This is a genomic window from Methylobacterium sp. J-118 (genome assembly GCF_057836565.1).
This window is the reverse complement of sequence record NZ_JBYQFA010000001.1, coordinates 5,099,990-5,126,180: the sequence shown is the minus strand read 5'-3', so window position 1 is coordinate 5,126,180 and position 26,191 is coordinate 5,099,990. Positions and strand designations below refer to the sequence as shown.

Annotated in this window: 21 protein-coding genes and 1 pseudogene; 17 read left to right on the top strand and 5 right to left on the bottom strand. The window is 70.2% G+C overall.

All coding sequences use genetic code 11. From position 1 onward, the window contains the following. Positions 1–80 precede the first annotated feature (80 nt). The 10 genes from uvrA (at position 81) to AC3IF3_RS25020 (ending at position 13,264) form a co-directional block, all read left to right on the top strand. Positions 81–3,230 carry an excinuclease ABC subunit UvrA gene (uvrA, locus tag AC3IF3_RS25065; RefSeq protein ID WP_243968791.1) on the top strand — a complete coding sequence of 1,050 codons (3,150 nt, stop codon included), beginning with the start codon at positions 81–83 and terminating at the stop codon, positions 3,228–3,230. 570 nt (positions 3,231–3,800) lie between these two features. After that, positions 3,801–4,790 (top strand): transporter family protein, encoded by a 990-nt coding sequence (locus tag AC3IF3_RS25060; RefSeq protein ID WP_243968789.1) that lies wholly within the window; start codon positions 3,801–3,803, stop codon positions 4,788–4,790. Between the two features lie 230 nt (positions 4,791–5,020). Continuing rightward, positions 5,021–5,995 carry a S1C family serine protease gene (locus AC3IF3_RS25055; RefSeq protein WP_243968786.1) on the top strand — a complete coding sequence of 325 codons (975 nt, stop codon included), beginning with the start codon at positions 5,021–5,023 and terminating at the stop codon, positions 5,993–5,995. 196 nt (positions 5,996–6,191) lie between these two features. Next, positions 6,192–6,464, top strand: coding sequence for a GCG_CRPN prefix-to-repeats domain-containing protein (locus tag AC3IF3_RS25050; protein WP_489230699.1), 273 nt, complete (start codon positions 6,192–6,194; stop codon positions 6,462–6,464). Between the two features lie 323 nt (positions 6,465–6,787). Then, the gene (locus AC3IF3_RS25045) at positions 6,788–6,934 is read left to right on the top strand and encodes a DUF1127 domain-containing protein (RefSeq protein ID WP_243968864.1); all 147 of its coding nucleotides are present in this window, start codon (positions 6,788–6,790) and stop codon (positions 6,932–6,934) included. A gap of 192 nt (positions 6,935–7,126) precedes the next feature. After that, on the top strand, positions 7,127–8,551 hold the full coding sequence (trmFO, locus tag AC3IF3_RS25040; RefSeq protein ID WP_489230698.1) for a methylenetetrahydrofolate--tRNA-(uracil(54)-C(5))-methyltransferase (FADH(2)-oxidizing) TrmFO: 1,425 nt from the start codon (positions 7,127–7,129) through the stop codon (positions 8,549–8,551). A gap of 199 nt (positions 8,552–8,750) precedes the next feature. Continuing rightward, complete coding sequence (locus tag AC3IF3_RS25035; RefSeq protein ID WP_489230696.1) at positions 8,751–9,953, top strand: Zn-dependent hydrolase; 1,203 nt, start codon at positions 8,751–8,753, stop codon at positions 9,951–9,953. Between the two features lie 804 nt (positions 9,954–10,757). After that, entirely contained in the window at positions 10,758–11,576 is an 819-nt protein-coding gene (locus tag AC3IF3_RS25030; RefSeq protein ID WP_489230695.1) for a glycosyltransferase family A protein, read from the top strand. Positions 11,577–11,655: 79 nt separating this feature from the next. Beyond that, entirely contained in the window at positions 11,656–12,918 is a 1,263-nt protein-coding gene (locus AC3IF3_RS25025) for a glycosyltransferase family 4 protein (RefSeq protein WP_243968778.1), read from the top strand. Between the two features lie 205 nt (positions 12,919–13,123). Further along, positions 13,124–13,264 carry a hypothetical protein gene (locus tag AC3IF3_RS25020; protein WP_243968777.1) on the top strand — a complete coding sequence of 47 codons (141 nt, stop codon included), beginning with the start codon at positions 13,124–13,126 and terminating at the stop codon, positions 13,262–13,264. Between the two features lie 3 nt (positions 13,265–13,267). On the opposite strand, the gene AC3IF3_RS25015 is transcribed toward AC3IF3_RS25020, so the two are convergent. Continuing rightward, positions 13,268–13,987, bottom strand: a complete 720-nt coding sequence (locus tag AC3IF3_RS25015) for a CatB-related O-acetyltransferase (protein ID WP_489218710.1) — start codon at positions 13,985–13,987, stop codon at positions 13,268–13,270. 420 nt (positions 13,988–14,407) lie between these two features. On the opposite strand from AC3IF3_RS25015, the gene AC3IF3_RS25010 reads away from it, so the two are divergent. The 5 genes and pseudogenes from AC3IF3_RS25010 to AC3IF3_RS24990 all read left to right on the top strand — a co-directional run. Further along, the gene (locus tag AC3IF3_RS25010) at positions 14,408–15,034 is read left to right on the top strand and encodes a PadR family transcriptional regulator (RefSeq protein WP_489230694.1); all 627 of its coding nucleotides are present in this window, start codon (positions 14,408–14,410) and stop codon (positions 15,032–15,034) included. 24 nt (positions 15,035–15,058) lie between these two features. Beyond that, a complete protein-coding gene (locus AC3IF3_RS25005; protein WP_489230693.1) occupies positions 15,059–15,952 on the top strand; it encodes a glycosyltransferase family protein in 894 nt (297 codons plus the stop codon). After that, on the top strand, positions 15,949–16,905 hold the full coding sequence (locus AC3IF3_RS25000) for a glycosyltransferase family 2 protein (protein WP_489230692.1): 957 nt from the start codon (positions 15,949–15,951) through the stop codon (positions 16,903–16,905). Before AC3IF3_RS25005 ends, AC3IF3_RS25000 begins: the two co-directional genes overlap by 4 nt. Positions 16,906–17,815: 910 nt before the next feature. Further along, positions 17,816–20,398, top strand: a complete 2,583-nt coding sequence (locus tag AC3IF3_RS24995) for an autotransporter outer membrane beta-barrel domain-containing protein (RefSeq protein ID WP_489230691.1) — start codon at positions 17,816–17,818, stop codon at positions 20,396–20,398. A gap of 22 nt (positions 20,399–20,420) precedes the next feature. Beyond that, positions 20,421–20,876 (top strand): annotated as a pseudogene (locus tag AC3IF3_RS24990) (autotransporter outer membrane beta-barrel domain-containing protein); the annotation flags it as partial. 141 nt (positions 20,877–21,017) lie between these two features. On the opposite strand, the gene rutC reads toward AC3IF3_RS24990, so the two are convergent. Genes rutC through rutA form a run of 3 tightly spaced genes read right to left on the bottom strand, consistent with a single transcriptional unit; the run spans position 21,018 to position 23,283 of the window. After that, entirely contained in the window at positions 21,018–21,404 is a 387-nt protein-coding gene (rutC, locus tag AC3IF3_RS24985) for a pyrimidine utilization protein C (RefSeq protein WP_243968769.1), read from the bottom strand. Between the two features lie 44 nt (positions 21,405–21,448). Further along, entirely contained in the window at positions 21,449–22,189 is a 741-nt protein-coding gene (gene rutB / locus AC3IF3_RS24980) for a pyrimidine utilization protein B (RefSeq protein WP_489230690.1), read from the bottom strand. Beyond that, positions 22,189–23,283 (bottom strand): pyrimidine utilization protein A, encoded by a 1,095-nt coding sequence (rutA, locus tag AC3IF3_RS24975; RefSeq protein WP_489231364.1) that lies wholly within the window; start codon positions 23,281–23,283, stop codon positions 22,189–22,191. The genes rutB and rutA overlap by 1 nt, the downstream gene beginning before the upstream one ends. Before the next feature lie 397 nt (positions 23,284–23,680). On the opposite strand from rutA, the gene AC3IF3_RS24970 reads away from it, so the two are divergent. Further along, positions 23,681–24,094, top strand: a complete 414-nt coding sequence (locus AC3IF3_RS24970) for a DUF4864 domain-containing protein (RefSeq protein WP_243968765.1) — start codon at positions 23,681–23,683, stop codon at positions 24,092–24,094. 25 nt (positions 24,095–24,119) lie between these two features. On the opposite strand, the gene AC3IF3_RS24965 is transcribed toward AC3IF3_RS24970, so the two are convergent. Further along, positions 24,120–24,446 (bottom strand): hypothetical protein, encoded by a 327-nt coding sequence (locus tag AC3IF3_RS24965; RefSeq protein WP_243968764.1) that lies wholly within the window; start codon positions 24,444–24,446, stop codon positions 24,120–24,122. 235 nt (positions 24,447–24,681) lie between these two features. On the opposite strand from AC3IF3_RS24965, the gene thrC reads away from it, so the two are divergent. Then, positions 24,682–26,094, top strand: a complete 1,413-nt coding sequence (gene thrC, locus AC3IF3_RS24960; RefSeq protein WP_489230689.1) for a threonine synthase — start codon at positions 24,682–24,684, stop codon at positions 26,092–26,094. The last annotated feature ends 97 nt before the right edge of the window (positions 26,095–26,191 follow it).

The window sequence follows — 26,191 nt, the reverse complement described above, 5'->3', positions numbered from 1 at the left end:
GGAGCGGCGGCTGGCCCGCGCGCGAATCCGATCCGGAATCCGATCCGACTGCGTCGACGCCTCGAAAGACCGCTGCCCTCATGGCCAAAGCCCAAGCTGGAAGTCGTGCCGCAAGCCGCGCCGGTGCTGCTCCGAAAGCCGCCGCCCCGGCACCTTCCAAGACGGCTCCAAAGGCGCCCTCCAAGACCCCTGTCGCCAAGACCCCCGTCGCTGCCAAGACCCCTGAGCGCAAGGCACCCCAGCCCAAGCCCGACCGCGCCGGATCCGAAAAGAGGCGCCCGGCCCGGCCCGGCGCGGCCGCGGAGGCCGCCACCGACGCCAAGCTGGAGGCCCTGTTCGACGCCGCGCCGACGCCCGACCTGGACCGGCGGGTCATCGCGGTCCGGGGCGCCCGGGAGCACAATCTCAAGAACGTCGACCTGACGATCCCCCGGGACAAGCTCGTGGTCTTCACCGGGCTCTCGGGCTCGGGCAAGTCGTCGCTCGCCTTCGACACGATCTACGCCGAGGGGCAGCGCCGCTACGTCGAGTCGCTCTCGGCCTATGCCCGCCAGTTCCTGGAGATGATGTCCAAGCCCGATGTCGACCAGATCGACGGGCTCTCGCCGGCGATCTCCATCGAGCAGAAGACGACCTCCAAGAACCCCCGCTCCACCGTGGGCACGGTCACCGAGATCTACGACTACATGCGCCTGCTCTGGGCGCGGGTCGGCATCCCCTATTCGCCCGCCACCGGCCTGCCGATCGAGAGCCAGACCGTCCAGCAGATGGTCGACCGGGTGCTGGAGCTGCCGGAGAAGACCCGGCTCTACCTGCTCGCCCCGGTGGTCCGCGGGCGGAAGGGCGAATACCGCAAGGAAATCGCCGAGTACCAAAAGAAAGGCTTTCAGCGGCTGCGCATCAACGGCGAATATTACGCGATCGACGACGTGCCGAAGCTCGACAAGAAGTTCAAGCACGACATCGACGTGGTGGTCGACCGGATCGTGGTCCGGGCCGACATCGCCGCGCGGCTGGCCGATTCCTTCGAGACGGCGCTGGAACTCGCCGACGGGATCGCCGAGATCGTGTTCGCCGACGTCCCGGAGGGCGAGACGCCCCGGACCATCACCTTCTCGTCGCGCTTCGCCTGCCCGGTCTCGGGCTTCACCATCGCGGAGATCGAGCCGCGGCTGTTCTCGTTCAACAACCCGTTCGGCGCCTGCCCGACCTGCAGCGGCATCGGCCACGAGATGCGGATCGACCCCGAGCTGGTGATCTCCGATCCGGCCCTGAGCCTGAAGCGCGGCGCGGTCGGCCCCTGGGCGAAGTCGACCTCGCCCTATTACGGCCAGACCCTCGACGCGCTGGCCGAGCATTACGGCTTCAAGACGAGCGTGCCCTGGCAGGGCCTGCCGGAGGCGGCCCGCGCCATCGTGCTGTACGGATCGGGCAGCCAGGCGGTCCGCTTCGCCTACGACGACGGGTTGCGCAAATACACGGTCAACAAGCCGTTCGAGGGCGTGATCCCGAACCTGGAGCGCCGCTACAAGGAGAGCGATTCCGACGCGGTGCGCGAGGAGATCGGGCGCTTCATGAGCGAGACGCCCTGCGCGGCCTGCGGCGGCAAGCGCCTCAAGCCCGAGGCCCTCGCCGTGAAGATCGCCATGGCCGACATCGCCGACGCGACCGCGCTCTCGGTCTCCGAGGCGCACCGCTGGTTCTCGGACTTGCCGGACAAACTCACGCCGAAGCAGAACGAGATCGCGGTCCGGATCCTGAAGGAAATCCGCGACCGCCTGAGTTTTCTGGTGGATGTCGGCCTCGAATACCTGACGCTCGCCCGGGGCTCCGGCTCGCTCTCCGGCGGCGAGAGCCAGCGGATCCGCCTCGCCTCGCAGATCGGCTCCGGGCTCACGGGGGTGCTCTACGTGCTGGACGAGCCCTCGATCGGCCTGCACCAGCGCGACAACGAGCGCCTGCTCGGCACGCTCAAGCGCCTGCGCGACCTCGGCAATTCGGTGATCGTCGTCGAGCACGACGAGGACGCGATCCTGCAGGCCGATTACGTGGTCGATGTCGGCCCGGGCGCCGGCATCCACGGCGGCGAGATCATCGCGCAGGGGACGCCCGCCGAGGTGCTGGCCAACCCGGCCTCGCTCACCGCCCAATACCTCACGGGCAAGATGTCCGTGCGCACGCCGACCGCGCGTCGCAAGGGCCGGAAGGGCAAGCTCGGCCTGTTCGGCGCACGGGGCAACAACCTCAAGGACGTGGATGTCGAGATCCCGCTCGGCACCTTCACCTGCATCACCGGCGTCTCGGGGGGCGGGAAGTCGACCCTGGTGATCGATACCCTGTACAAGGCCGTCGCAAAAAAACTGAACGGCGCGCTGGAGCACCCGGCCCCCTACGGCCGGCTGGAGGGGCTGGAGCACCTCGACAAGGTCATCGACATCGACCAGTCGCCGATCGGGCGCACGCCGCGCTCGAACCCCGCCACCTATATCGGCGCGTTCACGCCGATCCGCGACTGGTTCGCGGGCCTGCCGGAGGCCAAGGCGCGGGGCTACCAGCCCGGCCGCTTCTCGTTCAACGTCAAGGGCGGGCGCTGCGAGGCCTGCTCGGGCGACGGCGTGATCAAGATCGAGATGCACTTCCTGCCCGACGTCTACGTCACCTGCGACGTCTGCAAGGGCAAGCGCTACGACCGCGAGACCCTGGAGGTGAAGTACCGGGCCAAGTCGATCGCCGACGTGCTCGATTCCACCGTCGAGGAGGCGGCCGAACTGTTCAAGGCGGTGCCGGCGATCCGCGAGAAGCTCGAGACCCTCAAGCGCGTCGGCCTGCATTACGTCCATGTCGGCCAGCAGGCCACCACCCTGTCGGGGGGCGAGGCCCAGCGGGTGAAGCTGTCCAAGGAGCTGTCGAAGCGCGCCACCGGCCGCACCCTCTACATCCTCGACGAGCCGACCACCGGCCTGCACTTCCACGACGTCGCCAAGCTGATGGAGGTGCTCCACGAGCTCGTGGACCAGGGCAACACGGTGGTGGTGATCGAGCACAACCTCGAAGTGATCAAGACCGCCGATTGGGTGATCGACATGGGTCCCGAGGGCGGCAACGGCGGCGGCCGGGTGGTGGCCCAGGGCACCCCGGAGGAGATCGCCCGCTCGACGGCGAGCCATACCGGCCGGTTCCTGCGCGCGGTGCTGGAGCGGCGTCCCGCCCGCCGCAGCGCCGCCGAGTAGCCCACCGAGTAGCCCGCCGCGTCACCCGCCCGGTCGCCTACGACGCGCGAATCCGGTGGCGCAGGGTGCTCCGACCCGGCAGGTTCTGCCGGGTGGCAGCCGGATCCGGTCCGCATCCGGGGTGATTCGAGCCGTCCTGCCGCCGTCCGGACCCGGCGCCGACGCGTCCGGACGCGGATTTCGGCCGCCTCCGGGCCCGCAGGGTCGGCGCGCCCCATGCCCGATCGCCCCCCTCGGGCTTGCCGGTTTCTCCCGCGAACCGCGGCGCCAACAGCTTGACCATTCAACGATATTCTTCCGGATGGGACGCTCCGCGCCGGTCCTGTGGACAGTGTTGCATCGCCGCAAAAATGCGGCTTTTGCGCAACGGTTCGGCCGGTTGTGCCGTTTCAGCGAGCATTCCACTGTCTTTCCGCAGGTCTCTGTAGAATAGTTGCAGACGTTGAGACGGGCAGGCTCCGTGGGGGCGCTCGGCAGGTCCGAAGCCGGCAGCCGCGATGGGCGAGCAGACCGGCATGGAAATGCCGAATGCGGGACGGATGCCTTGGGACCTTGGGAAGGAATGAGAAAATGATGAAACACTGGCTCGCGGCCGGCGCGGTCGCGCTCACGGTCGGCATGACGTCGACGATCGCGCAGGCGCAGACCACGACCGTGCCGGGCGAGCAGGTCGGCCTCGCCGTCGGCGCGCCCCTGCCGGAAGGCATCTACGCGATCAACACGTTCACCTACCGCCGCACCGACGGCCGGAACGACGCCGACACGGCCGTCAACATCCCGGTCCTGGTCTGGTCGACCCCGCTGGTGCCGCTCGGCGGCCGGGTCGAGCTGCTCGTCGCCCCCCCGACCGTGTTCGCCTTCACCCGCAACCCGGCGGGCCAGGCCAACAAGGACATCTCGATCAACGTCGGCACCTTCGTCGGCGGCATCTGGGCGTTCGACCTCGGCAGCAACTTCGGCGTCAGCTTGCTCGGCGGCGTGTACCTGAACGACCTCGACGGCGACCGCGGGTCGATCAATGGCCGCGTCGTCAACGGCGTTGTCACCGGCACGCCTGTGCTGCCGCAGCTCTCCTCGAACACCTACCGCTTCGGCGTGGCCGGCAGCTACACCGGCGACGGCTGGAACATCACCGGCAACCTGACCGCCAATATCTACGACTCCCCCGGCCGCTTCCCGGGCCAGGTCGGCGCCGCGATCGGCCCGCTGCGCCTGTCGGACGCCCTGAACTTCGACATCACCGCGACGAAGAAGTTCGGCAACTTCGAGATCGGTCCGGTCGCCTACGGCACCTACAACTTCGACATCAGCCAGTACAGCGCGGCGGCCGGCAACCGCGGCCGCTTCGCCATCGGCGGGCTGGTCGGCTACGACTTCAAGATCTTCACCGTCCAGGCCTACGTCGCCCGCGACGTGGTGACCGGCGCGAGCTACACCAACGCGTTCGGCCGCACCCGCAGCGACTACTCCACCGACGGCTGGATCCGGTTCATCGTCCCGCTGTACTCGCCGGTCGCCGCCGCGTCGCCGATCCCGGCGCCGCTGGTCCGCAAGTACTGAGACGCGCCCCCCGGTCCCCCGCCCCGCGGCGGGTGACCGGAGGCTTCGACAGACCGTCCCTCCGGACGGTGGACCGCCCGGCCCCGGCCGGGCGGTCTCTTCGTTTGGCCGGTGCGGCGAATGGCGTGCGGGTGGCCTCGCATGGGTGTCGCCGGCGGCGCGGGCATCCTATCTTGTGCGCTTTCGTGCGCCCGGTTCCCGCCAGGGCGCGGACGAGCCGAAGGACTCTCATGGCGACGCAGGGTGAGTGGAAGATCCCCGCGCAGGCCCAGCCCAGGCCGGCGGATTACGGCTACGACCTCGACCGGGCGCTCTCGGCGGTGCTGGCCCTGTCGGCGCGGGTGCCGGACGGCGCCTTCACGGCCGAGACGCTGGGCACCGAGCGCGCCGGCAACGGCGTGGTGATCCGCGAGGACGGCCTCGTGCTCACCATCGGCTACCTCGTCACGGAGGCCGAGACCGTCTGGCTGACCACCCGGGACGGCCGCTCGGTGCCCGGCCACGTCCTGGGCTTCGACGCCGCCACCGGCTTCGGCCTCGTCCAGGCGCTGGGGGACCTCGGCGTGCCGGCCCTGCAGCTCGGCCGTTCGGCCGGGCTCAAGACCGGCGACCGGGCGGTGCTGGCGGGGGCGGGCGGGCGCCAGCGCTGCGTCGCCGTCGAGGTGGTCGCCCGCCAGGAATTCGCCGGCTACTGGGAATACGTCCTGGACGAGGCCCTGTTCACCGCCCCCGCGCACCCGCATTGGGGCGGCACCGCCCTGATCGGCCCCCAGGGCGAACTGCTCGGCATCGGCTCGCTGCAATTGCAGCAGGGCGGCTCCGGCAGCGCGCGCCCGATCAACATGGTGGTGCCCATCGACCTGCTGCCGCCGATCCTCGACGACCTCGCCACGCGCGGGCGGGTGAACCGGCCGCCGCGCCCGTGGCTCGGCCTCTACGCCACCGAGAGCGAGGAGGGCATCGTGGTGATGGGGCTGGCCGATGGCGGCCCGGCCGAGACCGGCGGCCTCCAGCCCGGCGACGTGATCGAGGCGGTGGCCGGCGAGCCCGTGGCGGATCTCGCCGCCCTGTTCCGCAGCGTCTGGGCGCTCGGCGCGGCGGGGGTGCGGGTGCCGCTCAACGTCCGCCGCGAGGGGCGCGGGGTGAAGCTCGCCCTGGTCTCCGCCGATCGGGAGCGGTTCCTGCGCACGCCCTCGCTGCACTGACGGTCCGGACACCCCTGCGGCGTGCGCGGCCTTGCCTGCACGGACTTGCCCGTGCGGACTTGCCCGTGCGGACTTGCCCGGGCCGCCGCGAGCCTGTCCCCGGTACAACCTGTGGCTCAGCGTCGGTTCAGGCGGCCGCGCCGAATCTCCCGCGACCGGCCGTCGATCCGCCGGATGTGAACGAGGAGATCCCGTCATGACGATTCCGGGCGCATCGCGCGTGAAGGCGCTCATCCTGGTGGCCGCGGTCACCGGCGGCCTCGGGCTCGCCGGCTCCGCCCAGGCGGCCGGCGGCTGTGGCCCCGGCTTCCACCCCAATCCCTGGGGTCTCTGCCGCCCGAACTGGGGCCCCCGGCCCTACGGCTCCTGGCGCCGTCCGGTCTATTACGGCGGCTACGGCTACGGCTACGGCCGGCCGCGGCCCGTCTACCGGCCCTACGGCTTCTACGGGCCGCGCCCGTTCTATTGATACCGGACCTCACGGATCCCGATCCGCGGTCGGGATCCGTGAGACCTGGGGGAGCGGGCACGCCCCTCGCTCCCGGTCATCGGGGCGCTTCGCGGCCGGCGCCACGCGCCAGAGGCCGGTGTCCCGGACCGACATGCGCCTAAAGAATGACCATTCGTAAACCTTGCCGATTTCTTAATCCGGTCATGCAATCATCGCAGGTCTGATGCTTGAGCTTGGGACTCCTGCTGCGCTGCAGCGGGTTTATATGTGCGTTGCACCAACAAGAGGCAGCGATGCGCAAGGAAGCGTCATCGTCTGCCCGAGCAGAGGTCACAGCACATATGTCCGCCGCCCGTAGCGTCCTGAGCCGCGTACGCGCCTATCTCCGGTACCGCGACACCGTTTCCCAGCTGTCGCGCCTGTCGGATCGCGATCTTGCCGATCTCGGCATCAACCGCAGCGAGATCCACGGCATCGCCCGCGCCTGATCGCAGCGTCCGCACGCCGATCGAAGGACCGCCGCCCGCTGATCCGGACGACGGTCCTTCGCGTATCGGGACCGCAGCCGGCCGGGCGCCCCGCACCGAAAGCGGCCTAAGCCGCCGGGATACGGCCGGGCCCCGCGCCCTTTTCGCCGCCGGACCGGTGACCCTGCCGGCGAATGGTGCTTAATCGCGGGCATGACACAGACCATCCACATCGTCGGCGGCGGCCTCGCCGGGTCCGAGGCCGCCTGGCAGGTGGCCGAGGCCGGCCACCGCGCCGTCATCCACGAGATGCGCCCGGTGCGCGGCACCGAGGCCCACCGGACGGACGGGCTCGCCGAGCTCGTCTGCTCGAACTCCTTCCGGTCGGACGATCCCGAGGCCAACGCCGTCGGGCTGCTGCACCAGGAGATGCGCAGTCTCGGCTCGCTGATCATGCGGGCCGCCGACGCCAACCAGGTGCCGGCGGGCGGGGCGCTCGCGGTCGACCGTGAGGGCTTCTCCGCCGCGGTGACCCGGGCCCTGGAGCAGCACCCCAACGTCACCCTCGTGCGCGGCGAGGTCGAGGGCCTGCCGCCGGAGGATTGGGGGCCCTGCATCGTCGCCACCGGCCCGCTCACCGCCTCGGGCCTGGCCGAGGGCATCCGCGGGCTCACCGGCGCCGAGTCCCTCGCCTTCTTCGACGCCATCGCGCCGATCGTCCACCGCGACTCCATCGACATGGAGGTGGCGTGGTTCCAGTCCCGCTACGACAAGCCCGGCCCCGGCGGCACGGGGGCCGACTATCTCAACTGCCCGATGACCCGCGCACAGTACGACGGGTTCGTTGCCGCCCTCGTGGAGGGCGAAAAAATCGAGTTCCAGCAGTGGGAGGGCACGCCCTATTTCGACGGCTGTCTGCCGATCGAGGTGATGGCCGAGCGCGGCGCCGAGACCCTGCGGCACGGCCCGATGAAGCCCGTGGGGCTGACCAACCCGCGCGACCCGCTGGTCAAGGCCTGCGCGATCGTCCAGCTGCGCCAGGACAACGCGCTGGGCACCCTCTACAACATGGTCGGCTTCCAGACGAAGCTGACCTATGCCGAGCAGGTGCGGATCTTCCGCACCATCCCCGGCCTGGAGCGGGCCGAGTTCGCCCGGCTGGGCGGCCTGCACCGCAACACCTACCTCGACAGCCCGCGCCTGCTCGACGCCACCCTCCGGCTGAAGGCCCGGCCGTCCTTACGCTTCGCCGGCCAGATCACCGGCTGCGAGGGCTATGTCGAGAGCGCTGCGGTCGGGCTGATGGCCGGCCGCTTCGCGGTGGCGGAGGCCGCTGGCCACCCCCTCGCGCCGCTGCCCCAGACGACGGCGCTGGGCGCGCTGATCGCCCACATCACCGGCGGCCATGTCGCGGCGGATGGCGAGGCCAATGCCCCGCGCTCGTTCCAGCCGATGAACGTCAATTTCGGCCTGTTCCCGCCCCTGGCGCAGGCGCCCCGCAACGAGACCGGCCGGCGCCTGCGCGGGCCCGAGAAGGCGGTGCTGAAGAAGCGCGCCCTGACCGACCGGGCCCGGGCCGACCTCGGGGCCTGGATGGCGGGGGCGCAACCCGCGGACTGGAGACAGGCGGCGGAATAGCGCCGCGTCCCGGTTTCAAAAGGTCCGGGACCTTTTGCGGGTGCAGGGCAGCGCCCTGCTGTCGGGCTCCGCCCGATTGCGGGGCTCCGCCCGATCGCGGGGCTCCGCCCCACGACCCCGCCAAAGGGCTGGAGCCCTTTGGAAACCCCGTACGCGCATGGGCCTTGCACGGTCCGGGTGTTCAGCACCCGGGCCGCCCATGACTGCGATCGACACCCAAGCCTTCCTGGCCGACCTCTACGAACTGCGCGCGATCGGCCGGTTCCGCACCGGCGTCCACCGCCCGACCTTCTCGGCCGCCGACATGGAATCCCGCCGCTGGCTGATGGCCAGGCTAGAGGCCTGCGGGCTGGAGGCATCCATCGACGGGATCGGCAACGTGCTGGGGCGCCATCGCGGCCCCGGCCCGCATCTCCTCGTCGGCAGCCACATCGAGACCCAGAACGAGGCCGGCTGGCTCGACGGGGCGCTCGGCGTCGTGGCCGGGGTGGCGTTGGCCCGGGCCGGGCTGCCGGTGGACGTCGTCGCCTTCGCCGACGAGGAGGGCCACTTCTCCGGCGGCTTCCTGGGCAGCCGCTCGGCGATCGGCGACCTGACCGAGGCCGAGATCGATGAAGCCCGCAACCGCACCGACGGCACCCCCTTGCGCGCGGCGCTCGCGACCGCCGGCCTCGCCGGCCTGCCCCGGATGCGGCTCGACCCGGACCGCTACCGCGGCTTCCTGGAGATGCATATCGAGCAGGGCACGCAGCTCGAATCCGCCGGCCTGCATCTCGGCGTGGTGAGCGGCATCGTGGCGATCTGGCAGTTCCGGATCGTGTTCGAAGGCAACCAGGACCACGCCGGCGGCACCACCATGGCCGAGCGCCGGGACGCGGGTCTCTCGGCGGTGCGGCTCCTGGCGGCGATCGACCGGGCATTCCCGACGGTCTGCGGCCCGCGCAGCACCTGGACCACGGGGCGGATCACCCTGGATCCCGGCGGCTACAGCATCATCCCCGGCTGGGCCGAGGTGGCCTTCCAGTTCCGCGACGTGGCGATGCCGGTGCTGGAGCGGATGGAGGCCTGTCTGGAAGCGCTGGTGCGCGAATCGAACCGGCGCGAGCGCTGCCCCGCCACGCTGACGGCCCTGTCCAAGGCGATCCCCGCCCCCTGCGATCCGGCGCTGATGCGCGCGCTCTCGGAGGCCACCGAGGCGGTCTGCCCCGGGGGCTGGCAGGTGATGCCCTCGGGCGCCGGCCACGACGCCCAGAACGTCGCCCGGATCCTCCCGGCCGCGATGCTGTTCGTGCCCTCGATCGGCGGCATCAGCCACCATTGGGCGGAGGACACCAGCGACGCCGACCTGGCGCTGGGGGTGCGGGCGCTCGGGGATGCGGCGGCGCGGGTGCTGGCGGGGTGAGGGTGTCATGGAGCGTAAGGCCGCAGGGCACCGTCAAACGCCTTCGACGGCAAAGCCGTAAGTATTTATTTTGATCATATGGGAAATTTCGTAAATAATTCAAAATATCGAACTCTAAGGGATCGGTATTTACTGCGTCGATTGAGACAGTGAAAGCTGATCCGACGCGACGGCTATGTCCAGGCGGACCCCGCGAGGCCTTGCCTGAACGCCGGTGGGCATCCTGGGAGCGAGGACCCGCAACGCAAAGCTGGTTTCGGACCACGTCGTCGGGCGAGCATTTCCCAACGTCCAAGGTCTCGGCAAACGCAGATATGCTGCTCTGCAAACTATTTAATCAAATCCTTCAAAATGATATAAAATCATCCCAGCGACACGCACCGTCTGGAAAGCCCTTTTTGGCGCAAGGCGACTGACGCGCGACTTGACCCATGCCATGTGAAATTTTTTGAACAACTATACGGTGATATAAATTTCTTATCTTAAATAAAAATCCGAATTTTTACTCCAAAATATCTCGCATAAATCGCGAGAAAGTCGATTTTTTGACCCTAAACGGCGCTTGACGCGTCTCTGTGTGGCATATAACTCACAAACTATGCTTGATAGGCATGTCATTGTTTGGAGATGAGCGAATCAAATCGATATGAGTGTCTACAATAACTAATGTTATGCAAATAAAAACCTCGGAACGGCAATGATATTAGAAGATATATTACTATATGTAATATATAATCAGCGGTCTTGCTGGGAATAAGTGTCTCAATATTGAAAGCTGATCGAGCGTCGGGGTCGGAGGGACAGGTGGCAGCCACTGCCTTATCGGTCGGGGTCATCATACCGTCGCGCCTGCAGCGGATTGAGCCCGAGTCGCGGACGAGTAAGTATTTCGTGGAGCGCGCGATCGCCAGCGCATTGGCGCAGTCCGTCGTCGTAGAGAACAATGTCAGGCTCAGTTTCATTGTGGGCATCGACACGGATGCGGATATCCCGCCGCATCTTGCGGAGCGCAGCGATATCGTCTGGGCGCGCAGCGACGGTCGTTCTCAGGCTGGAGCCCTGAATGCCGGTATCGATGCGGTCGGAAGTCAATTCGACTGCATCGCATTTCTGGAAGACGACGATCGCTGGAACCAGAACTATCTGAATCTGTGTTCGGCGGCGCTGAGAAGCTACGGCTTCGTCTCGACGACCCAGCTCGAAGTCGACGAGAGCGGCGAGATCGTCCGCATCAACGACTTCCCGACGCCGTCCGGCTGGATCATGCGGCGCGACACCCTCCGGCGCGTCGGCCGCTTCGATCCCGCGATGCGCTGGCATCTCGATAACGAATGGCTCGGCCGGCTCGGTGACAGCGGGATCCGGCGTTGCCACCTCATCGACGCCCTGGCGCCCGCGACCGTCGCACTCGCGGAGCAGGTGCGGCCTTGGATCGCCAACGTCGCGCGACTCGGCGGGGCCAATTCGGAGTTGCAGCGCCATACCCTGCTGGCGCCCCTGGTCACGCGCCTGGTGCATTCCCGCTCGGGCATGGCTCGGATCGCCGCCGATCCGGCCCTCATTCAGGAGAGCCGGACGGAATACGCGACGCTCAACCGCCGGTACGGCCGCATCCCCTGGTGAGACAGCCCTGGGCAAGGATCCGGCGTGATGAGACGGAGGCCAGAGATGGTGGACGGGATTGTGGAAGGGGCTGCGTTCAGTGTCCGAACAGCTGCATGTTGCGATCGACGCGCGGGCAAACCTCGGGGCGGCCGGCGGCGTGGCCGAGGTCACGCGCGGACTGGTGACGCATCTTTATCATCTCCCGCCGGACGCGTTCAGATTTTCTCTGATCGTGGATTCCGCGGCGCGCGACGATCTGCGCGCCATCATGCCCGATCATTGCAAATTGCTGCCGCTGCAGGGGGAGGCCCTACCCGTGCGCGAGCGCGAACTGAGGCTGGCCGGCACGCAAGTGGCCAAGCGGATGTTCAATTTCCAAGATGCGAGTGCGACCCTTCAGGTTAATCTCTTAGACGCCACCGGACCCTTGCGGGCCGCAGGTGTGGCGGCGGTGCACGCCCCGACGCAATTCACGCTCGATTCCGATCTGCCGCTCCTCTACCATCCGCACGATCTCCAGCATCTCCATCTGCCGCAGTTCTTCTCCGACGATGATCTCCGGCATCGCGAGGTCATCTATCAGTACTTCTGCAGAGCAGCGACGATCGTTCCGGTGGCCTCGCGCTGGATCGCCGATGATGTCCATCGGCAGTACCGCGTACCGCTCGAGAAGATGCCCATCATTCCGTTCGCGCCGCCCGCCTCCGACCGCACGCCGCCGACACCCGCCGAGGTTCGGGCGATCTGTGAGCGTCTCCAGCTTCAGCCGGGCGGTTTCCTGCTCTATCCGGCGGCCGGCTGGGAGCACAAGAATCACATCCGCCTGGTGGAGGCCGCCGCCCTGTTGCGGGCCCAGGGTCTGACGGCGCCACTCATGGTGTTCACGGGTGCGTTCACGCCGTTCTCGCTGCGCATCCTGGAGCGGGCGGCCGAACTGAACGTGACCGATTGCATCCGGTGGGGCGGTTACATCGCCCATCGCGATCTGGTCCTGCTCTATCACTTGGCTCGGGGTGTCGTCGTGCCGACGAAGTTCGAGGCCACCAGCTGCCCGATCTACGAGGCGTTCGCGATCGGTTGCCCTGTCGCCTGCTCCACCGCGACGTCGCTTCCGGCACAGACGGCCGGGGGGGCGCTCCTGTTCGATCCCGACAACAGCGGCGAAATCGCCAGCGCTCTCTTCAAGCTGTGGTCGGATGCGCCGATGCGGGACCAACTCGCCGCCCGCGGGCGGGAGGTCGTCGCCCAGCACACCTGGGAATCGGTCGTGCGTCGGTTCGGCGTGCTCTACCGCAAGGCCGCCGGTCGGCCGTTGAGCGAGGCGGACGAGAGACTGCTCGCAACCGGTCCGTCCGTCTGATCGGGACCGCGCGTCCCGCCCTCCGAGGGCGCGTCGCCCCGGCCTGGCCGGGCGGCAGTCGCCGCTTGACGCGGCTTGCGGGGCCCCTCCCCTCGGAGGGCGCCTGCGATCCCGGCAGCGCCGCGAAGGCCGCTCCGATGCGGTCCCGCCGAGGCAACGCTCCGCCGTCTCGCCCGTTGCTCCGAAGCGACACCGGAGGGCGGCCATGCAGATCCGCAAGGAAGCGACCTACGACGGGGTGTGGACCGTGTTCGTCGGCGAGGGGCTCTGCTTCAGCGATCTGAGCGAGCCGGCCGCCGACGCGCTGGTGGCGGCATTCGTGCGGTTCGCCCTCTCCCGGCACTGAGCCTCACCCCCCCGGCACCAGCGACCGGAGCGGGATCACGTCCGGCCGGTATTCCTGCATGCCGCCGGCGATCCGCTCCTCCACGGCGTCGAGGAATTTTTCCGGGTCGGTGATCGAACACTGGCGCAGGTCCCAGAAGGCGTAGCGCCACCATTGCACCTTCAGGTAGCGCTCGATCAGTGTGTCGGGGAAGCGCATCTTCACCACCCGGGCCGGGCTCCCGGCCACGATCGCGTAGGGCGGCACGTCCTTGGTCACCACCGCCATGGCGCCGACGATCGCCCCATCGCCGATGGTGATGTCGGGCATCAGGAAGGCGCCGTGGCCGATATAGACGTCGTTGCCGATGCGGACGCGCTTGGGCCAGAGATACGGGCCGCAGATCTCGTAATCCTCGGCCCGCGGATCGACGCGGTCGAACACCGCCGCGTGGTGCGTGTAGAACAGCGGCGAGGTCGAGCCGCAATGCACCGGGTGGCTGCCGCGGCCGACCTGCACGCTCTCGCCGATCGAGCAGTAGCGGGCGATGTCGGCGCCGAAATAATAGCCGCTCACCGCGTAGGAGAACGCCCCCATGGTGAGGCAGTAATCGACCCCCATCCACTTGAGGCTGCACGGCGGCTCGAAGGTGCAATCCTCCGGCAGGCCGAACGGGGCCGGATGCAGCACCGAGATGCCGCGCCGCAGCATCTCCTGTTTCATGTCCTCGTTGACGGAGATCATGCGGCGTCCTCGGCGATGGGGCGTTCGGTCCGGACCCGCGCCCTGTCGGCGCCGACCCCGAGGCGGCGCCGGATCTGCTGCGGGGCGGAGGTCCCGCGGCGCGTCTCGGGGCTCGGCGGAGGCGCCCTCACCGCCTGCCGCCACGGGGCGCGGTCACGGCAGCGGTCTCGGATCGGGTCATGGGCGGCTGTCGGGGGGGCGTCGGGATGTGCGGGATGGCGGGGTCGGTGACCGGTCGCACTAACGGAACCGGCGAGGCCCGTAAACCGGGGCGCCCCCGGACGATCCTGGTCCCGACGCGGCGGCCCCGCAGATCCGAGCGCCGGGTCGCCCGCCCGAGCCGTTGCACGCGGCGGAATTTCGATATATCTAAAAATACGTCATATCGAGAGTGAGTCGACATAGGGGCATCCCGATCCCATGGACACCTTCCGCAGCGATCCGTTCCACACCCATCCCTTCGACGCCTATCGCGTCCGGGCCCATCGCGGCCCGATGGGGGGCGATCCCCACGGGCGGCACGGTCCCCACCGGCCTCACGGCCGCGGCGAGCGCCGGATGTTCGGCCGCGGCGGCCGCGGCGACCTCGCGCGCTTCTTCGCCCATGGCGACCTGAGGCTCGTGATCCTGCACTTGATCGCCGAGAAGCCGCGGCACGGCTACGAGATCATCAAGGCCATCGAGGAGCGGGTCGGCGGCGCCTACAGCCCGAGCCCCGGCACGGTCTATCCGACGCTCACGCTCCTGGAGGAACTCGGCCACGTCACGGTGACCCAAGGGGAGGGCACCAAGCGGCTGCACACGATCACCCCGGAGGGCCAGGCCGTCCTCGACGGCAACCGCCCGACCCTGGAGGCGATCCTCGCCCGGATGGCGCAGGCGGAGGCCGCCCGGGGCGACGGGCCGCCGCCCGCGCTGGTGCGCGCCAGGGAGGGGCTGACGCTCGCCCTGCAGATGCGCCTCGCCCGCGGGCCGCTCGACGCCGGGCAGGTTGCCGCCATCACGGCCGCCCTGGAGGCGGCGACCGCCGCGGTGGAGCGGGCGTGACCGGCCGCCATCGGGATACGGCCGGTGCCTGATCCGCGGCTGGGGCGCGTCGCCGTCGGGATCACCCTGTTCCGGCCGGACCCGAGCCAGGTGGACCGCGTCCTGGCGCAGGTCCCGGCCGGCTACGCCGCGGTGATCGCCTTCGACAATGGCGGTCTCGCCGCCGGGGACGCGGCGCGCCTCGCCCGCGCCGGGGTGCCCCTGCTGTCGGAGGGGCGCAACCTCGGCATCGCCGCGGCGCTCGACCGGATCGCCGGGGCCGCCCGGGCCGCGGGGGCCGACGCGCTCCTGCTCCTCGACCAGGATGCCGAGCCGCCGGCCGGCCTCGCCGCCGCGCTGCTGGCGGCCCGCGGCCGGCTGCGGGCCGCCGGGATCCCGGCGGCGGTGGTGGGCCCCGCCCCGGCGCCGGCCCCCGGCCACAAGGCGCCGGCCTACCCGCGCCGCCCCGGCGCGCGGGCCTGCGGCGACCTCGCCCCGGTGCAGTTCCTGGCGACTTCGGGCTCGCTGATCGACCTCGCCGCCCTGGCCCGGATCGGCCCGTTCCGCGCCGACTTCTTCATCGACGGGGTCGAGCTCGAATGGTGTTTTCGCGCCTGGAGCCTCGGCTTCGGCTGCTATCTCGCGCGCGCCGTCGCGATCCCCCACCGGGTCGGCGGCGGGGTGATCCGCGCCTTCGGGATCACGATGCCGCGCCAGCCCCTGTTCCGCATGGCGACCTACCTGCGCAACGCGGTCTATGCCTGGCGCCTGCCGCACGTGCCGCTGCGCTGGAAGCTCGCCCAGGCCGCCTACCTGCCCGTCCAGGCCGGGCTCTACTGGGCGGATTCGGGCTTTCGGCCCGCCGTGCTGCTGCGGCTCCTCGCGGCCGCCCGCGACGGCGCCCTCGGGCGCCTCGGCCCGCCGAAGGACCTGTTTTGACCGACCGCCCTGCCCCCCGGGCCGATCTGGACGTGGTGATCGTCAACTGGAACGGCGGCACCCTGCTCCACGCCTGCCTGGCGAGCCTCGCATCCGTCCAGGATGCCGGCTCCGTGCAGGTCATATTGGTCGACAACGCCTCCCGGGACGACTCGACGAGCGACCTGCCGCCCCTGCCCCGCCCCCTCCGGCTGATCCGGAACGCGGAGAATCGCGGCTTCGGCCGGGCCTGCGACCAGGGGGCCGCCGCCGGGGACGCCCCGGCGATCCTGTTCCTCAACCCGGACACGCAGGTGGCGCCCGACGCGCTCCGCCTGGCCCGGGCCGCCCTGACGGCCGATCCGCGGACCGGGATCGTCGGCGCCCGGCTCGTTGACCCCGAGGGGCGGACTGCGCGCTCCTGCGCCCGGGCCCCCTCGGCGCTCGGCCTCCTCGGCCGCGCCCTGGCGCTGGACCGGATCGGGCTCGTGCCCCCGCATTTCCTCCTCGACTGGGACCACGCGGAGGACCGCGCCGTCGATCAGGTGATGGGCGCCTTCCTGATGATCCGCCGCGACCTGTTCCGGGCCCTCGGCGGGTTCGACCCGCGCTTCTTCGTCTACTGGGAGGATGTCGACCTCTGCACCCGCGCCCGGGCGGCGGGCTTTTGCGTGCGGCACGTGGCCGGGGCGGTCGCCCGCCATCTCGGCCAGGGCACGACCCGGCAGGTGCGGGCGCGGCGGCTGTTCTACTTCCTGCGCAGCCAGATCCTCTACGCCGGCAAGCACCACGGCACCGCGACCGCCCTGGCCGTCACGGCGGCGAGCTTCGGCGCGCAGGTGCCGCTGCGGCTCGCCCTGGCGCTCGCCCGCCGCGCGCCGGACGAGGCCGCGGCGGTGCTGCGCGCGGCCGGCCTCCTGGCGGCGGCGCTGCCGGGCCTCGTGCGAAGCCTTCTGGCGCGGCCGACCGGCTGATCCCACGGGTTCGGGCCCAAGCCGGCAGGAGCCGACAGGAGCCGACCGGGCCCGATCTCCGAGTCGCGTCCCGGACATGCGCGCGTCGCGAATAATAGATGCCGGGCCGGTCCGCGTGCGCACACCGTCGCGGCGACCTCCCGGACCTGTGCGCGGCCGCATCCGCGCGCCACGCGGTCGATCCGGACCGATTCAAATTTTCATCCCTGAAAATTCGACCAGTTTGGTCAATAAATCATAAAATTCGATGTTTAATATAACAATTCAAATATACATGATCGAATATTAGAATATATATTTGCAATATTTCGAGATCGAATGTTGCATAAATCCGTCAGTTACAATTTTTCGATGGCCGGATGATGCCCTGTCACTTGCGCTTAAAAATCTGAATTGCAAACACGCGTCACGGTGAAAAATTCCATAGGCTCTGGAGCTTTTTTATCAGGCTGCGAGATCAATCATGAAAACACCCACTTATAGTGTGCTTGACTTGCGCCAGGCCCTTACATTTTCGGCCGCGGTCGCGAGCGTTGGAATCTTCGCGATGGCGGTGGCGCCCGGACATGTCCTGGCGCAGGGTGTGAATGTCGGGACGCTCAACAACGGGTCAGGTGGCACCATAACCGGTGGAGCTGGCAACGTCGGTCCCGCAGGTGCGGCCGGTACACAGGGGGCCACCGGGACGGCAGGTGCGACAGGCGGAGCGGGCACGGCGGGGACTTCAGGGGCGGACGTTTCCGGCAGCAATGCGAGCAACAGCAACGCGGGAACCGTGACCGGCGGGGCCGGCGGGGCCGGCGGCACCGGCGGGACCGGTGGCGCTGGCAGAGACAGCAGCGCTCCCTTCTCCCCGGCGACCGCGGGGCACGGCGGGGATGGCGGCCCGAGCGGCGCTGGCGGTGCCGGCGTGTCGGTCACGGGTTCGAGCGTGACGTTTTCCAACACCGGCACCCTCGGAGGCGGTGCAGGCGGCGTTGGGGGCGACGGCGGCCCCGGGGGACGAGTGTACTTCAGCGGCACGGACGGTGCCGGGGGCTCCGGCAGCACCGGCGGTGCCGGCGGCATCGGCGCTGTCTTTTCCGGGGCCGGCGCCGCGTTCACCAACGGGGGCCGGGTCCAGGGTGGCCTCGGCGGTGCCGGCGGCCGGGGCGCCACCGGCGGGGGTGACAGCCTGCTCAATTACACCACCGACGGCGGCGCCGGCGGTCATGGCGGCGACGGCGGTGCCGGCGGCTTCGGCGTCTCGTTCTCGGGACCGAACGCCGTCTTCACCAGCAGCGGCACCATCATCGGCGGCTCCGGTGGCGCGGGGGCCGCCGGCGGGACCGGCGGCGTGAGCGGCGGACCGAACAGGACCGGCAGCGGCGGTGACGGCGGCGATGCCGGAAACGGCGGCGCCGGCGCCGCGGGCGTCTCGTTCACCGGGACGAACGCAACGTTCACGAATACCGGCACGGTGACCGGCGGCAGCGGCGGGACCGGCGGCGACGGCGGTGCCGGTCAGCCCAGGGGCGTCAACAACACGTCAGGTTCACGCGACGGAATCGGAGGTCGGGGCGGAAACGGCGGTCCGGGCGGTCCCGGCATCGTCGGCGCGGGCGCGGCCATCACCAATTCCGGCACGATCAGCGGTGGCAATGGCGGCGCGGCCGGAAACGGCGCGGGGGGGAGCCCCAACGGCACCCCTGGCCTTGGAGGCGCCGGGATCACCGGTTCCGACCTGAGCGTCGTCAACGCCGGCACCGTCTCGGGGGGCCTCGGCGGCGACGGTACGACGCGCGCCAATGCCATCACCTTCACCGGCGGGACCAACCGCCTGGAACTGCAGGCGGGCTACACCGTCACCGGCCTCGCGGTGGTGCAGGGTGGCACCGCCACGTTCGCACTCGGCGGCGCGACCAATGCCAGCTTCGACGCATCCCTGCTCGGCCCCGTCGGCTCGCCCACGGCCCAGTATCAGGGCTTTTCCACCTACGAGAAGACCGGAGCCTCCACCTGGGCGCTGACAGGGACCAACAACACCCTGTCCGACCCCTGGACCGTCAGAGGCGGGATTCTCAACGTCACCGGTTCGCTCTCGGCGGCACCGTTCACGGTCGGCTCCGGTGGGACGCTGGCGGGGTCCGGCACCATCGGGAGTCTCGCCGTCGCCAACGGCGGCCTCGTCAGTCCCGGTGCGGTCTCGGGTGCGCCCACGACGCTGACGGTCAATGGATCCGTCACCTTCGCCGCGGGCGCGACCTACGCTGTCCGCGCCACGCCCACGGCCTCCGATCGCATCGCCGCGACCGGTGTCGCGACGCTGGGCGGCGCCCAGGTCTCCGTGCTGGCCGGCTCGGGCACCTACGCGGCCTCCAACACCTACAATATCCTCGCCGCTCAGACCGTGTCCGGTACGTTCGGGTCCGTAACTTCGAACATGGCGTTCCTGACGCCGAGCCTCAGCTATCCCAACAACACGGTGGTGCTGACGCTCACGCAGACCGCGCCGGTCCAGAGCGTGTCGACCACGCCCAACCAGACCAGCACCGCCACAGCTGTCCAGGCCGCAGTCTCGACGACACCCCCGGCCGCGACGCCGGCCGCGACGCGATCAACGCCGCCAGCCGCAGCGCAATCCACGACACCGGCTGCGACGCAGCCGACGACACCGGCCGCGGTGCAGTCCACGACATCGGCCGCGGCGCAGTCCACGACACCGGCCGCGACGCAGTCCACGACATCGGCCGCGACGCAGTCCACGACATCGACCGCGGCGCAGTCCACGACACCGGCCGCGACGCAGTCCACGACGCCGGCCGCGGTGGTTGCTTCGGCGGTCCTGACACAGTCAGCACCGGGTGCGATCCAGGCGCTCAACGCCCTCTCGGGCGAGGTCCAGGCCAGTGCCGCGAGCGCCCAAGCCCAGATCGCCTTCCTGGTCCAGGAAACGATCTTCGACCACCTGCGCTTCGGCGAGAGCAACGGTTTCGCTCAGGGCCTCGGCCTCGGCGGCCCCGGCCTGACGGGCTCGATCGGCCAGCGCTTCGCCCCCGGCACTACCCTGCCGGCAACCTACACCACCGGCGGGTCCGGCGCCCCGACCGTCAGCCTCATACCGGTGCGGCCCTTGCCGCCGACCTACGCGGTCTGGGGCCAGGTCTTCGGCGCGTTCGGCGAGACCGCCAGAACCGCCAACACCGACCGCCTCACCGCGCAGGCCGGCGGGTTCATGCTCGGCATCGAGACCGCGCCGGGCGTGCTCGGGGGACCCCTGGACGGGTGGCAGGCGGGTATCGCGGCCGGCTACAGCCTCACGGCCTTCGACGTCAGCGCCCGGCAGTCGACCGGACAGATCGAGAGCGGTCTGGCTGCGATCTATGCCCGCGGGCCGGTGGGGCCGCTGCAGGTGCGGCTCGGGGCGGTCTACTCGGGCGATGCGCTGGACACGCGCCGTACCGTGATCTTCCCCGGCTTCAGCCAAGCGCTGACCGGCAAGGCGGGGGGGTGACAGCGCCTACGGCTTCGGCGAGGTCGGCTACCGGTTCGCCTGCGCGCAGGGCTATGTCGAGCCGTTCGTGGGCGGGTCTGCGCTGCACGTCCACCGCGAGGGTTTCACGGAGGTGGGCGGCGCCTCGGCGCTGACGGTGTTCGGGCGCTCCTACGACATCCAGACGGCCACGACCGGCCTCCAGGGGCAGGTGCTGCTGGATCTGTTCGGGACGGAGCGCCCGGTGGTCGCGCGCGGTCTGATCGGCTACCGGCGGGCGTTCGGAGATGTCGTCCCGTCCGCGCTGCTGGCCTTCGGGGGTGGGACGCAGACGTTCCAGACGGCGGGCGCACCGGTCGCGCGGGATGCGCTGGTGACCATGGTCGGTCTGGACTGGCAGGTGGCGACCAGCACGACAGTGGGCGTAGCCTATGTCGGACAGGTGGGTGAGCGGGCAGAGAGCCACGCCATCAAGGGAAGCTTCAACGTCCGTTGGTGACGGGGCTCCGTCCCGCCCGGGGTGTCCCGCAGGTTCCCGATCGCGCGACGCCGGGTCCATGACCGGGCGCGGCGCCCGGCGCCTGCGGGACACTCGAGACCGGCCAGACCTGCGACCGAGGGGTCGAAGCCGGACCGTCCGTCACCGGCCGATATGGGCCACGGAGGCGATCTCCACGCGGGCGTCGGGCTTCACCAGCCCGCACTGGATGCAGTACCGCGCCGGCTTCTCCCCCGGGAAGTATTCCGCGTAGACGGCGTTGATCGCCGCGTAATCGGCCCAGTCCGTCAGGAAGACGTGGTTGAAGGTGACGTCGTCCATCGTGCCGCCCGCGGCCTCGACCACGCCCTTGATCGTTTCCAGCACGTGGCGGGTCTGGGCGCCGGCGTCGCCGACATGGACGACGTTGGCTTGCCGATCGAGCGGCAGCGTGCCCGAGACGTACAGCACCCCGTCGGCCAGCGTGCCCGGCACATAGGGCGCCAGGGGCTTGGCCGAACCCGGCGGAACGACGACCTGCTTCGGCATTTTTTCGGGACTTTCGCGTTGCGGGTGCCGGGACGGCGGGCGGTCTATCCGGCGGCGGTGCGCGCCTGCGCGGCCAGGGCCTGTTCGAACGACGCCACGTCCGAGACCCAGCCGAAGAAGGTCTCGATATTGGCGAGCGCCCCCTCGTGCAGGCTCCGCGGCCCGGCCTGATGGGTGGCATCCGCCAGGACGATCCCGAAATACTCCCGGTGGTAGCCATCCCGCAGGGTCGATTCCACGCAGACATTGGTGGCGATGCCGGTGAAGACCAGCGTGTTCACGCCCCTTGCCCGCAGCATGCTGTCGAGCGGCGTGTTGTAGAAGCCGCTGTAGCGCGGCTTGCCGAGCACGATATCCTCGGGCTCCGGCTTCAGGGCGTCGACCAGGGCGTAGTCCCACGAGCCCTTGGCGAGCAGGCGCTCGTTCATGTCGGGTCGCCGCCGCATCGTCTTGAGGGCGTTCGACTTGTGCCAGTTCGGCGAGCCCGGGCCGCCGGCCTCGACGTAGTCCGGGTCCCAGCCGTTCTGGAACCACAGGACCCGGATCCCGGAAGCCCGCGCCGCCGCCACCGCGCGGACGATCTGGGCGATGACCGGGCCGGTGCCCGACACGTCGAACCCCGCGAGGTCGAGGTAGCCCCCCGGGCTCGCATAGGCGTTCTGCACGTCCACCACGATCAGCACCGTGGCGGCGGGATCGAAGGCGATCGGTTCCGGCCGGGCCGGCAGCGTCACGCCGCCGTGCCGGCCCCTTGCATCGCGGAACCCCGCGGGGGCGGCGCCCATCACGCGACCTCCGCCAGCGGCGCCGCGGCGATGTGCCGGCGCGTGTGCATCAGCGGCTGGATCCGCGTCCCGAAGGCGTCGAGCCCTTTGAGGAAATCGTCGAACACCAGCAGCACGCCCTCCACCCCGGCGATCGCCCCGATCGCGTCGAGCATGGCGGCCACGGTGGCGTAGCTGCCCACCAGGGTGCCCATGTTGAGGTTCACCGCCCCGGCGGCATCGGCGAGCTGGCGCACGTTGGTGTCGGCCCCGGAGGTCGTGTCGGCCGCGCCCTGGCGGCCGAGCCACGCGATCGCCTCGGCATCCGCCCCCGCCCGGTAGTGCTCCCAGGTGGCCATGGCCGCGGCGTCGGTCTCGTCGGCGACGATCATGAACAGGGCGTAGCAGGTCACCCGCCGCCCGGTCTTCGCGCTGGCCTCCGCCAGCCTGTCGACCACGGGCGCGAAGGCGGTGGGCGTGTTGAGACCCTTGCCCAGGCAGAAATTGTAGTCGGCATACTGCGCCGTGAAGGCCAGCCCCGCCCCGCTCTGGCCGGCGCAGATGATCTTCATCGGCGCCTGCGGCCGGGGGCTCAGCCGGCAATCGTTCATCTGGAAATACGTGCCCTTGAGGTCGCTGACGCCGGTCTCCCACAGCGCGCGCAGCACCTGAGCATACTCGGCCAGGTATGCGTAACGATTGGCGAAATACGCGTCGCCCGGCCACAGGCCCATCTGGTCGTATTCCGGCTTCTGCCAGCCGGTGACGAGGTTCAGGCCGAAGCGCCCGTCCGAGATCGAGTCGATGGTCGCGGCCATGCGGGCGACGATCGCCGGCGGCAGGCACAGGGTCGCCGCGGTGGCGAACAGCCGGATCCGGGTGGTGACGGCCGCGAGCCCGGCCATCAGGGTGAAGGATTCGAGGTTGTGGTCCCAGAACTCGGTCTTGCCGCCGAAGCCGCGCAGCTTGATCATCGACAGGGCGAAGTCGAACCCGTAGCCCTCCGCCTTCAGGGTGATCGCCTTGTTGAGCGCGAAGCTCGGGCGGTACTGCGGGGCGTTCTCCGACAGGAGCCAGCCGTTGTTGCCGATCGGGATGAACACCCCGAGGCTCATGGCCGCCTGTCCGCCCGGCGTCCCGCCGGCGGGATCCCCGGGCGACGGCGCCCCCGTCGCGGCCTCGCTCTGCGTCATCCACCTGCACTCCACCGGGCCGGCTCCCGACGCCCGGGACCTGAGTCGGCCGATCGGAGGCTCGCAAAACCGGGCTGGAGGGTCAAACCCGCGGCGGCGATTCGGCGCGAAAATGCCTCTCTTTCCAGCGGCTTGCACAACCGCAGCGCGATGCCTGCCCAACCCATGCGCGCTCGATGCGTGCGGGCCGCAGGGCCAGAACAGGTTTCCATGCGGGAAGTCTGAATGCGATGTCGCGCGCCGATTGTCGTCGCCGAACCGGAGACCATTTCCTGACGTCGATGATAAGTCTCGGTTCGGTCTTGCCGGAGTGACAGCGATGCGCGCGTGGCCCGCCCTCCTCCTCGTCCTCGGCCTCGCGGGACCGGCGGCCGCCGACGAGGGGGGCCGGGCGGCGGCCCGGGCGGTGATCGCCGCGCAGGAACAGGCCTTCGGCCGCGACGACGCGCAGGCCGCCTACGATCAGGCCGCACCGGCGATCCGGGAGCTGTTCCCGAATGCCGACCTGTTCCTCGGCATGGTGCGCAACCAGTACCGCCCGGTCTACCGCCACCGCAGCTTCGTGTTCGGCGAAGCGCAGGACACGGACGCGGCGGGGGTGACGCAGTCGGTGGCGATCCAGGACGAGTACGGCGTCGACTGGACCGCCGAATACAGCCTCGCCCGGGATGCGGACGGGCGCTGGCGCATCACCGGCTGCCGCCTGATCAAGGCGCCGGGCACCAACGCCTGAGCGGCGGCGCCCGGCGCCGGCGGGGTCAGCGCGCGTCGGACCGGAGGGTCGCGAGCTTGTCGAGGAGCTGCAGGGTGATGTCGGCGCAGGCCTTCGTCGTCTCGTCGTCGGCGCATTTCACGTCGAGGCGGGCGTCGCCGCGCGCGATCACGAAATGGGCGCCCCTCGGCGGCGGGGGCGGCGGGCCGTCGGGGCCGGGGCCGCGCCGGGGCCCGCCCGGGGGCGGCGGCGGCGGCGCACCGGCCTCGGGGCCGGGTCTCGGGCCGCCGGGCGGCGGCGGCGGGGTCTGGGCGAAGGCCACGGTGCCGGACAGCAGGGCCGCGACGCCGGCCAGGGCGATGATTCGGGTCATGTCGGCTCTCTTCGAGGATCGGTCCGCCCGCATCTTTGCGCAGGGATCCGCGCGTCGCCGGGCCATCCGGCTGATAGGCGTCGGTGTCCGAACCGGCCCTGAACCGTGCCGTTCAGCCCCGGTTAAACCACCGGCCCTGCCCCGCGGGCAGACCGGCCGCGCGGCGGAGACCGCCCTCTTCTTTCGACACGCCCGCCGGCATCGTGTAGACGGGGCGCCTTCCTCGGAGGCCCCTGTGCTCCACGTCTCGACCCGCGGCGAGGCCGCGCCGCTCTCGTTCTCGGACGCGCTCCTGGCGGGCCTCGCCCGCGACGGCGGGCTCTACGTGCCCCAGACCTGGCCGCAGCTCGGCCGCGCGGAGATCGCCGCGCTGGCGGGCCGGCCCTACGCGGAGGCCGCCAAGCGCGTGCTCCGCCCGCTGATCGACGGCGAGATCGCCGGCCCGGACCTCGACCGGATGATCGACGAGTCCTACGCCACGTTCCGCCATCCGGCGGTCTGCCCGCTGACCCAGCTCGACGACAACCTGTTCCTGCTGGAGCTCTTCCACGGGCCGACGCTCGCCTTCAAGGACGTGGCGATGCAGCTGCTCGGGCGGCTGATGGACCACGTCCTCGTCCAGCGCGACACCCGCGCCACCATCGTGGGTGCGACCTCGGGGGATACCGGCTCGGCCGCCGTCGAGGCCTTCGGCGGCCTCGACCGGGTCGACATCTTCATCCTCTACCCGCACGGGCGCGTGTCCGAGGTCCAGCGGCGGCAGATGACCTCGGTGCCGGCCCAGAACGTCCACGCGCTGGCCGTCGACGGCACCTTCGACGATTGCCAGAACCTGGTCAAAGCCCTGTTCCAGCACGCCGATTTCGCCGATGCGGTGCGCCTGTCCGGGGTCAACTCGATCAACTGGGCCCGGGTCGCCGCGCAGGCCGTCTACTACTTCACCAGCGCGGTCGCTCTGGGCGCCCCCCACCGCCCGGTCTCCTTCGCGGTGCCTACGGGCAATTTCGGCGACGTGCTCGCCGGCTGGGTCGCCAAGCGGATGGGCCTGCCGATCGAGCGGCTGATGATCGGCACCAACGCCAACGACATCCTGGTGCGCACCCTGGAGCACGGCGCCTACGCGCTGCGCGGGGTCGTGCCCACGACCTCGCCCTCCATGGACATCCAGATCTCGTCGAACTTCGAGCGGCTGCTGTTCGAGGCGCTCGGCCGCGACGCCTCGTCCCTCGCGCGGCTGATGGCCGGGCTGAAGCAGTCCGGCGGCTTCTCCCTGAGCCCGGAGGTGCTGGCCACAATCCGCTCCGAGTTCGACGCCGTCGCGGTGCCGGAGAGCGACGTGATGGAAGAGATCGCCCTGACCCAGGCGGCCACCGGGGTGGTCCTCGATCCCCACAGCGCCATCGGCGTGCGCGCCGCCCGCCGGCTCCTGGAGCAGGACCCCGCAACCCCTGTCGTCGCCCTCGCCACGGCGCACCCCGCCAAGTTCCCGGACGCGGTCGCCAAGGCCACCGGCGGCCTGCGCCCGCCGCTGCCGCCGCACCTCGCCGACCTCATGGACCGGCCCGAGCGCATGACCCCGGTAGCCAACGACCAGGCCGCCGTGGAGCGGCTGATCCGCGCGCGCGCCCGCATCACGAGGGGCGCGTGAGCTTGGCGCGACGGTCCCCCTTCCCCCTCTGCGGGGGGGGGGGTGGCCCAATGGGCGCCCTCTGCGTCAGCAGGGGTCGGGGCGGGACGAAGTCCCG

Coding starts and splice junctions, on each gene's coding strand:
- uvrA (WP_243968791.1), top strand. CDS start 81: ATGGCCAAAGCCCAAGCTGGAAGTCGTGCCGCAAGCCGCGCCGGTGCT.
- AC3IF3_RS25060 (WP_243968789.1), top strand. CDS start 3,801: ATGATGAAACACTGGCTCGCGGCCGGCGCGGTCGCGCTCACGGTCGGC.
- AC3IF3_RS25055 (WP_243968786.1), top strand. CDS start 5,021: ATGGCGACGCAGGGTGAGTGGAAGATCCCCGCGCAGGCCCAGCCCAGG.
- AC3IF3_RS25050 (WP_489230699.1), top strand. CDS start 6,192: ATGACGATTCCGGGCGCATCGCGCGTGAAGGCGCTCATCCTGGTGGCC.
- AC3IF3_RS25045 (WP_243968864.1), top strand. CDS start 6,788: ATGTCCGCCGCCCGTAGCGTCCTGAGCCGCGTACGCGCCTATCTCCGG.
- trmFO (WP_489230698.1), top strand. CDS start 7,127: ATGACACAGACCATCCACATCGTCGGCGGCGGCCTCGCCGGGTCCGAG.
- AC3IF3_RS25035 (WP_489230696.1), top strand. CDS start 8,751: ATGACTGCGATCGACACCCAAGCCTTCCTGGCCGACCTCTACGAACTG.
- AC3IF3_RS25020 (WP_243968777.1), top strand. CDS start 13,124: ATGCAGATCCGCAAGGAAGCGACCTACGACGGGGTGTGGACCGTGTTC.
- AC3IF3_RS25015 (WP_489218710.1), bottom strand. CDS start 13,987: ATGATCTCCGTCAACGAGGACATGAAACAGGAGATGCTGCGGCGCGGC.
- AC3IF3_RS25010 (WP_489230694.1), top strand. CDS start 14,408: ATGGACACCTTCCGCAGCGATCCGTTCCACACCCATCCCTTCGACGCC.
- rutC (WP_243968769.1), bottom strand. CDS start 21,404: ATGCCGAAGCAGGTCGTCGTTCCGCCGGGTTCGGCCAAGCCCCTGGCG.
- rutB (WP_489230690.1), bottom strand. CDS start 22,189: ATGGGCGCCGCCCCCGCGGGGTTCCGCGATGCAAGGGGCCGGCACGGC.
- rutA (WP_489231364.1), bottom strand. CDS start 23,283: ATGAGCCTCGGGGTGTTCATCCCGATCGGCAACAACGGCTGGCTCCTG.
- AC3IF3_RS24970 (WP_243968765.1), top strand. CDS start 23,681: ATGCGCGCGTGGCCCGCCCTCCTCCTCGTCCTCGGCCTCGCGGGACCG.
- AC3IF3_RS24965 (WP_243968764.1), bottom strand. CDS start 24,446: ATGACCCGAATCATCGCCCTGGCCGGCGTCGCGGCCCTGCTGTCCGGC.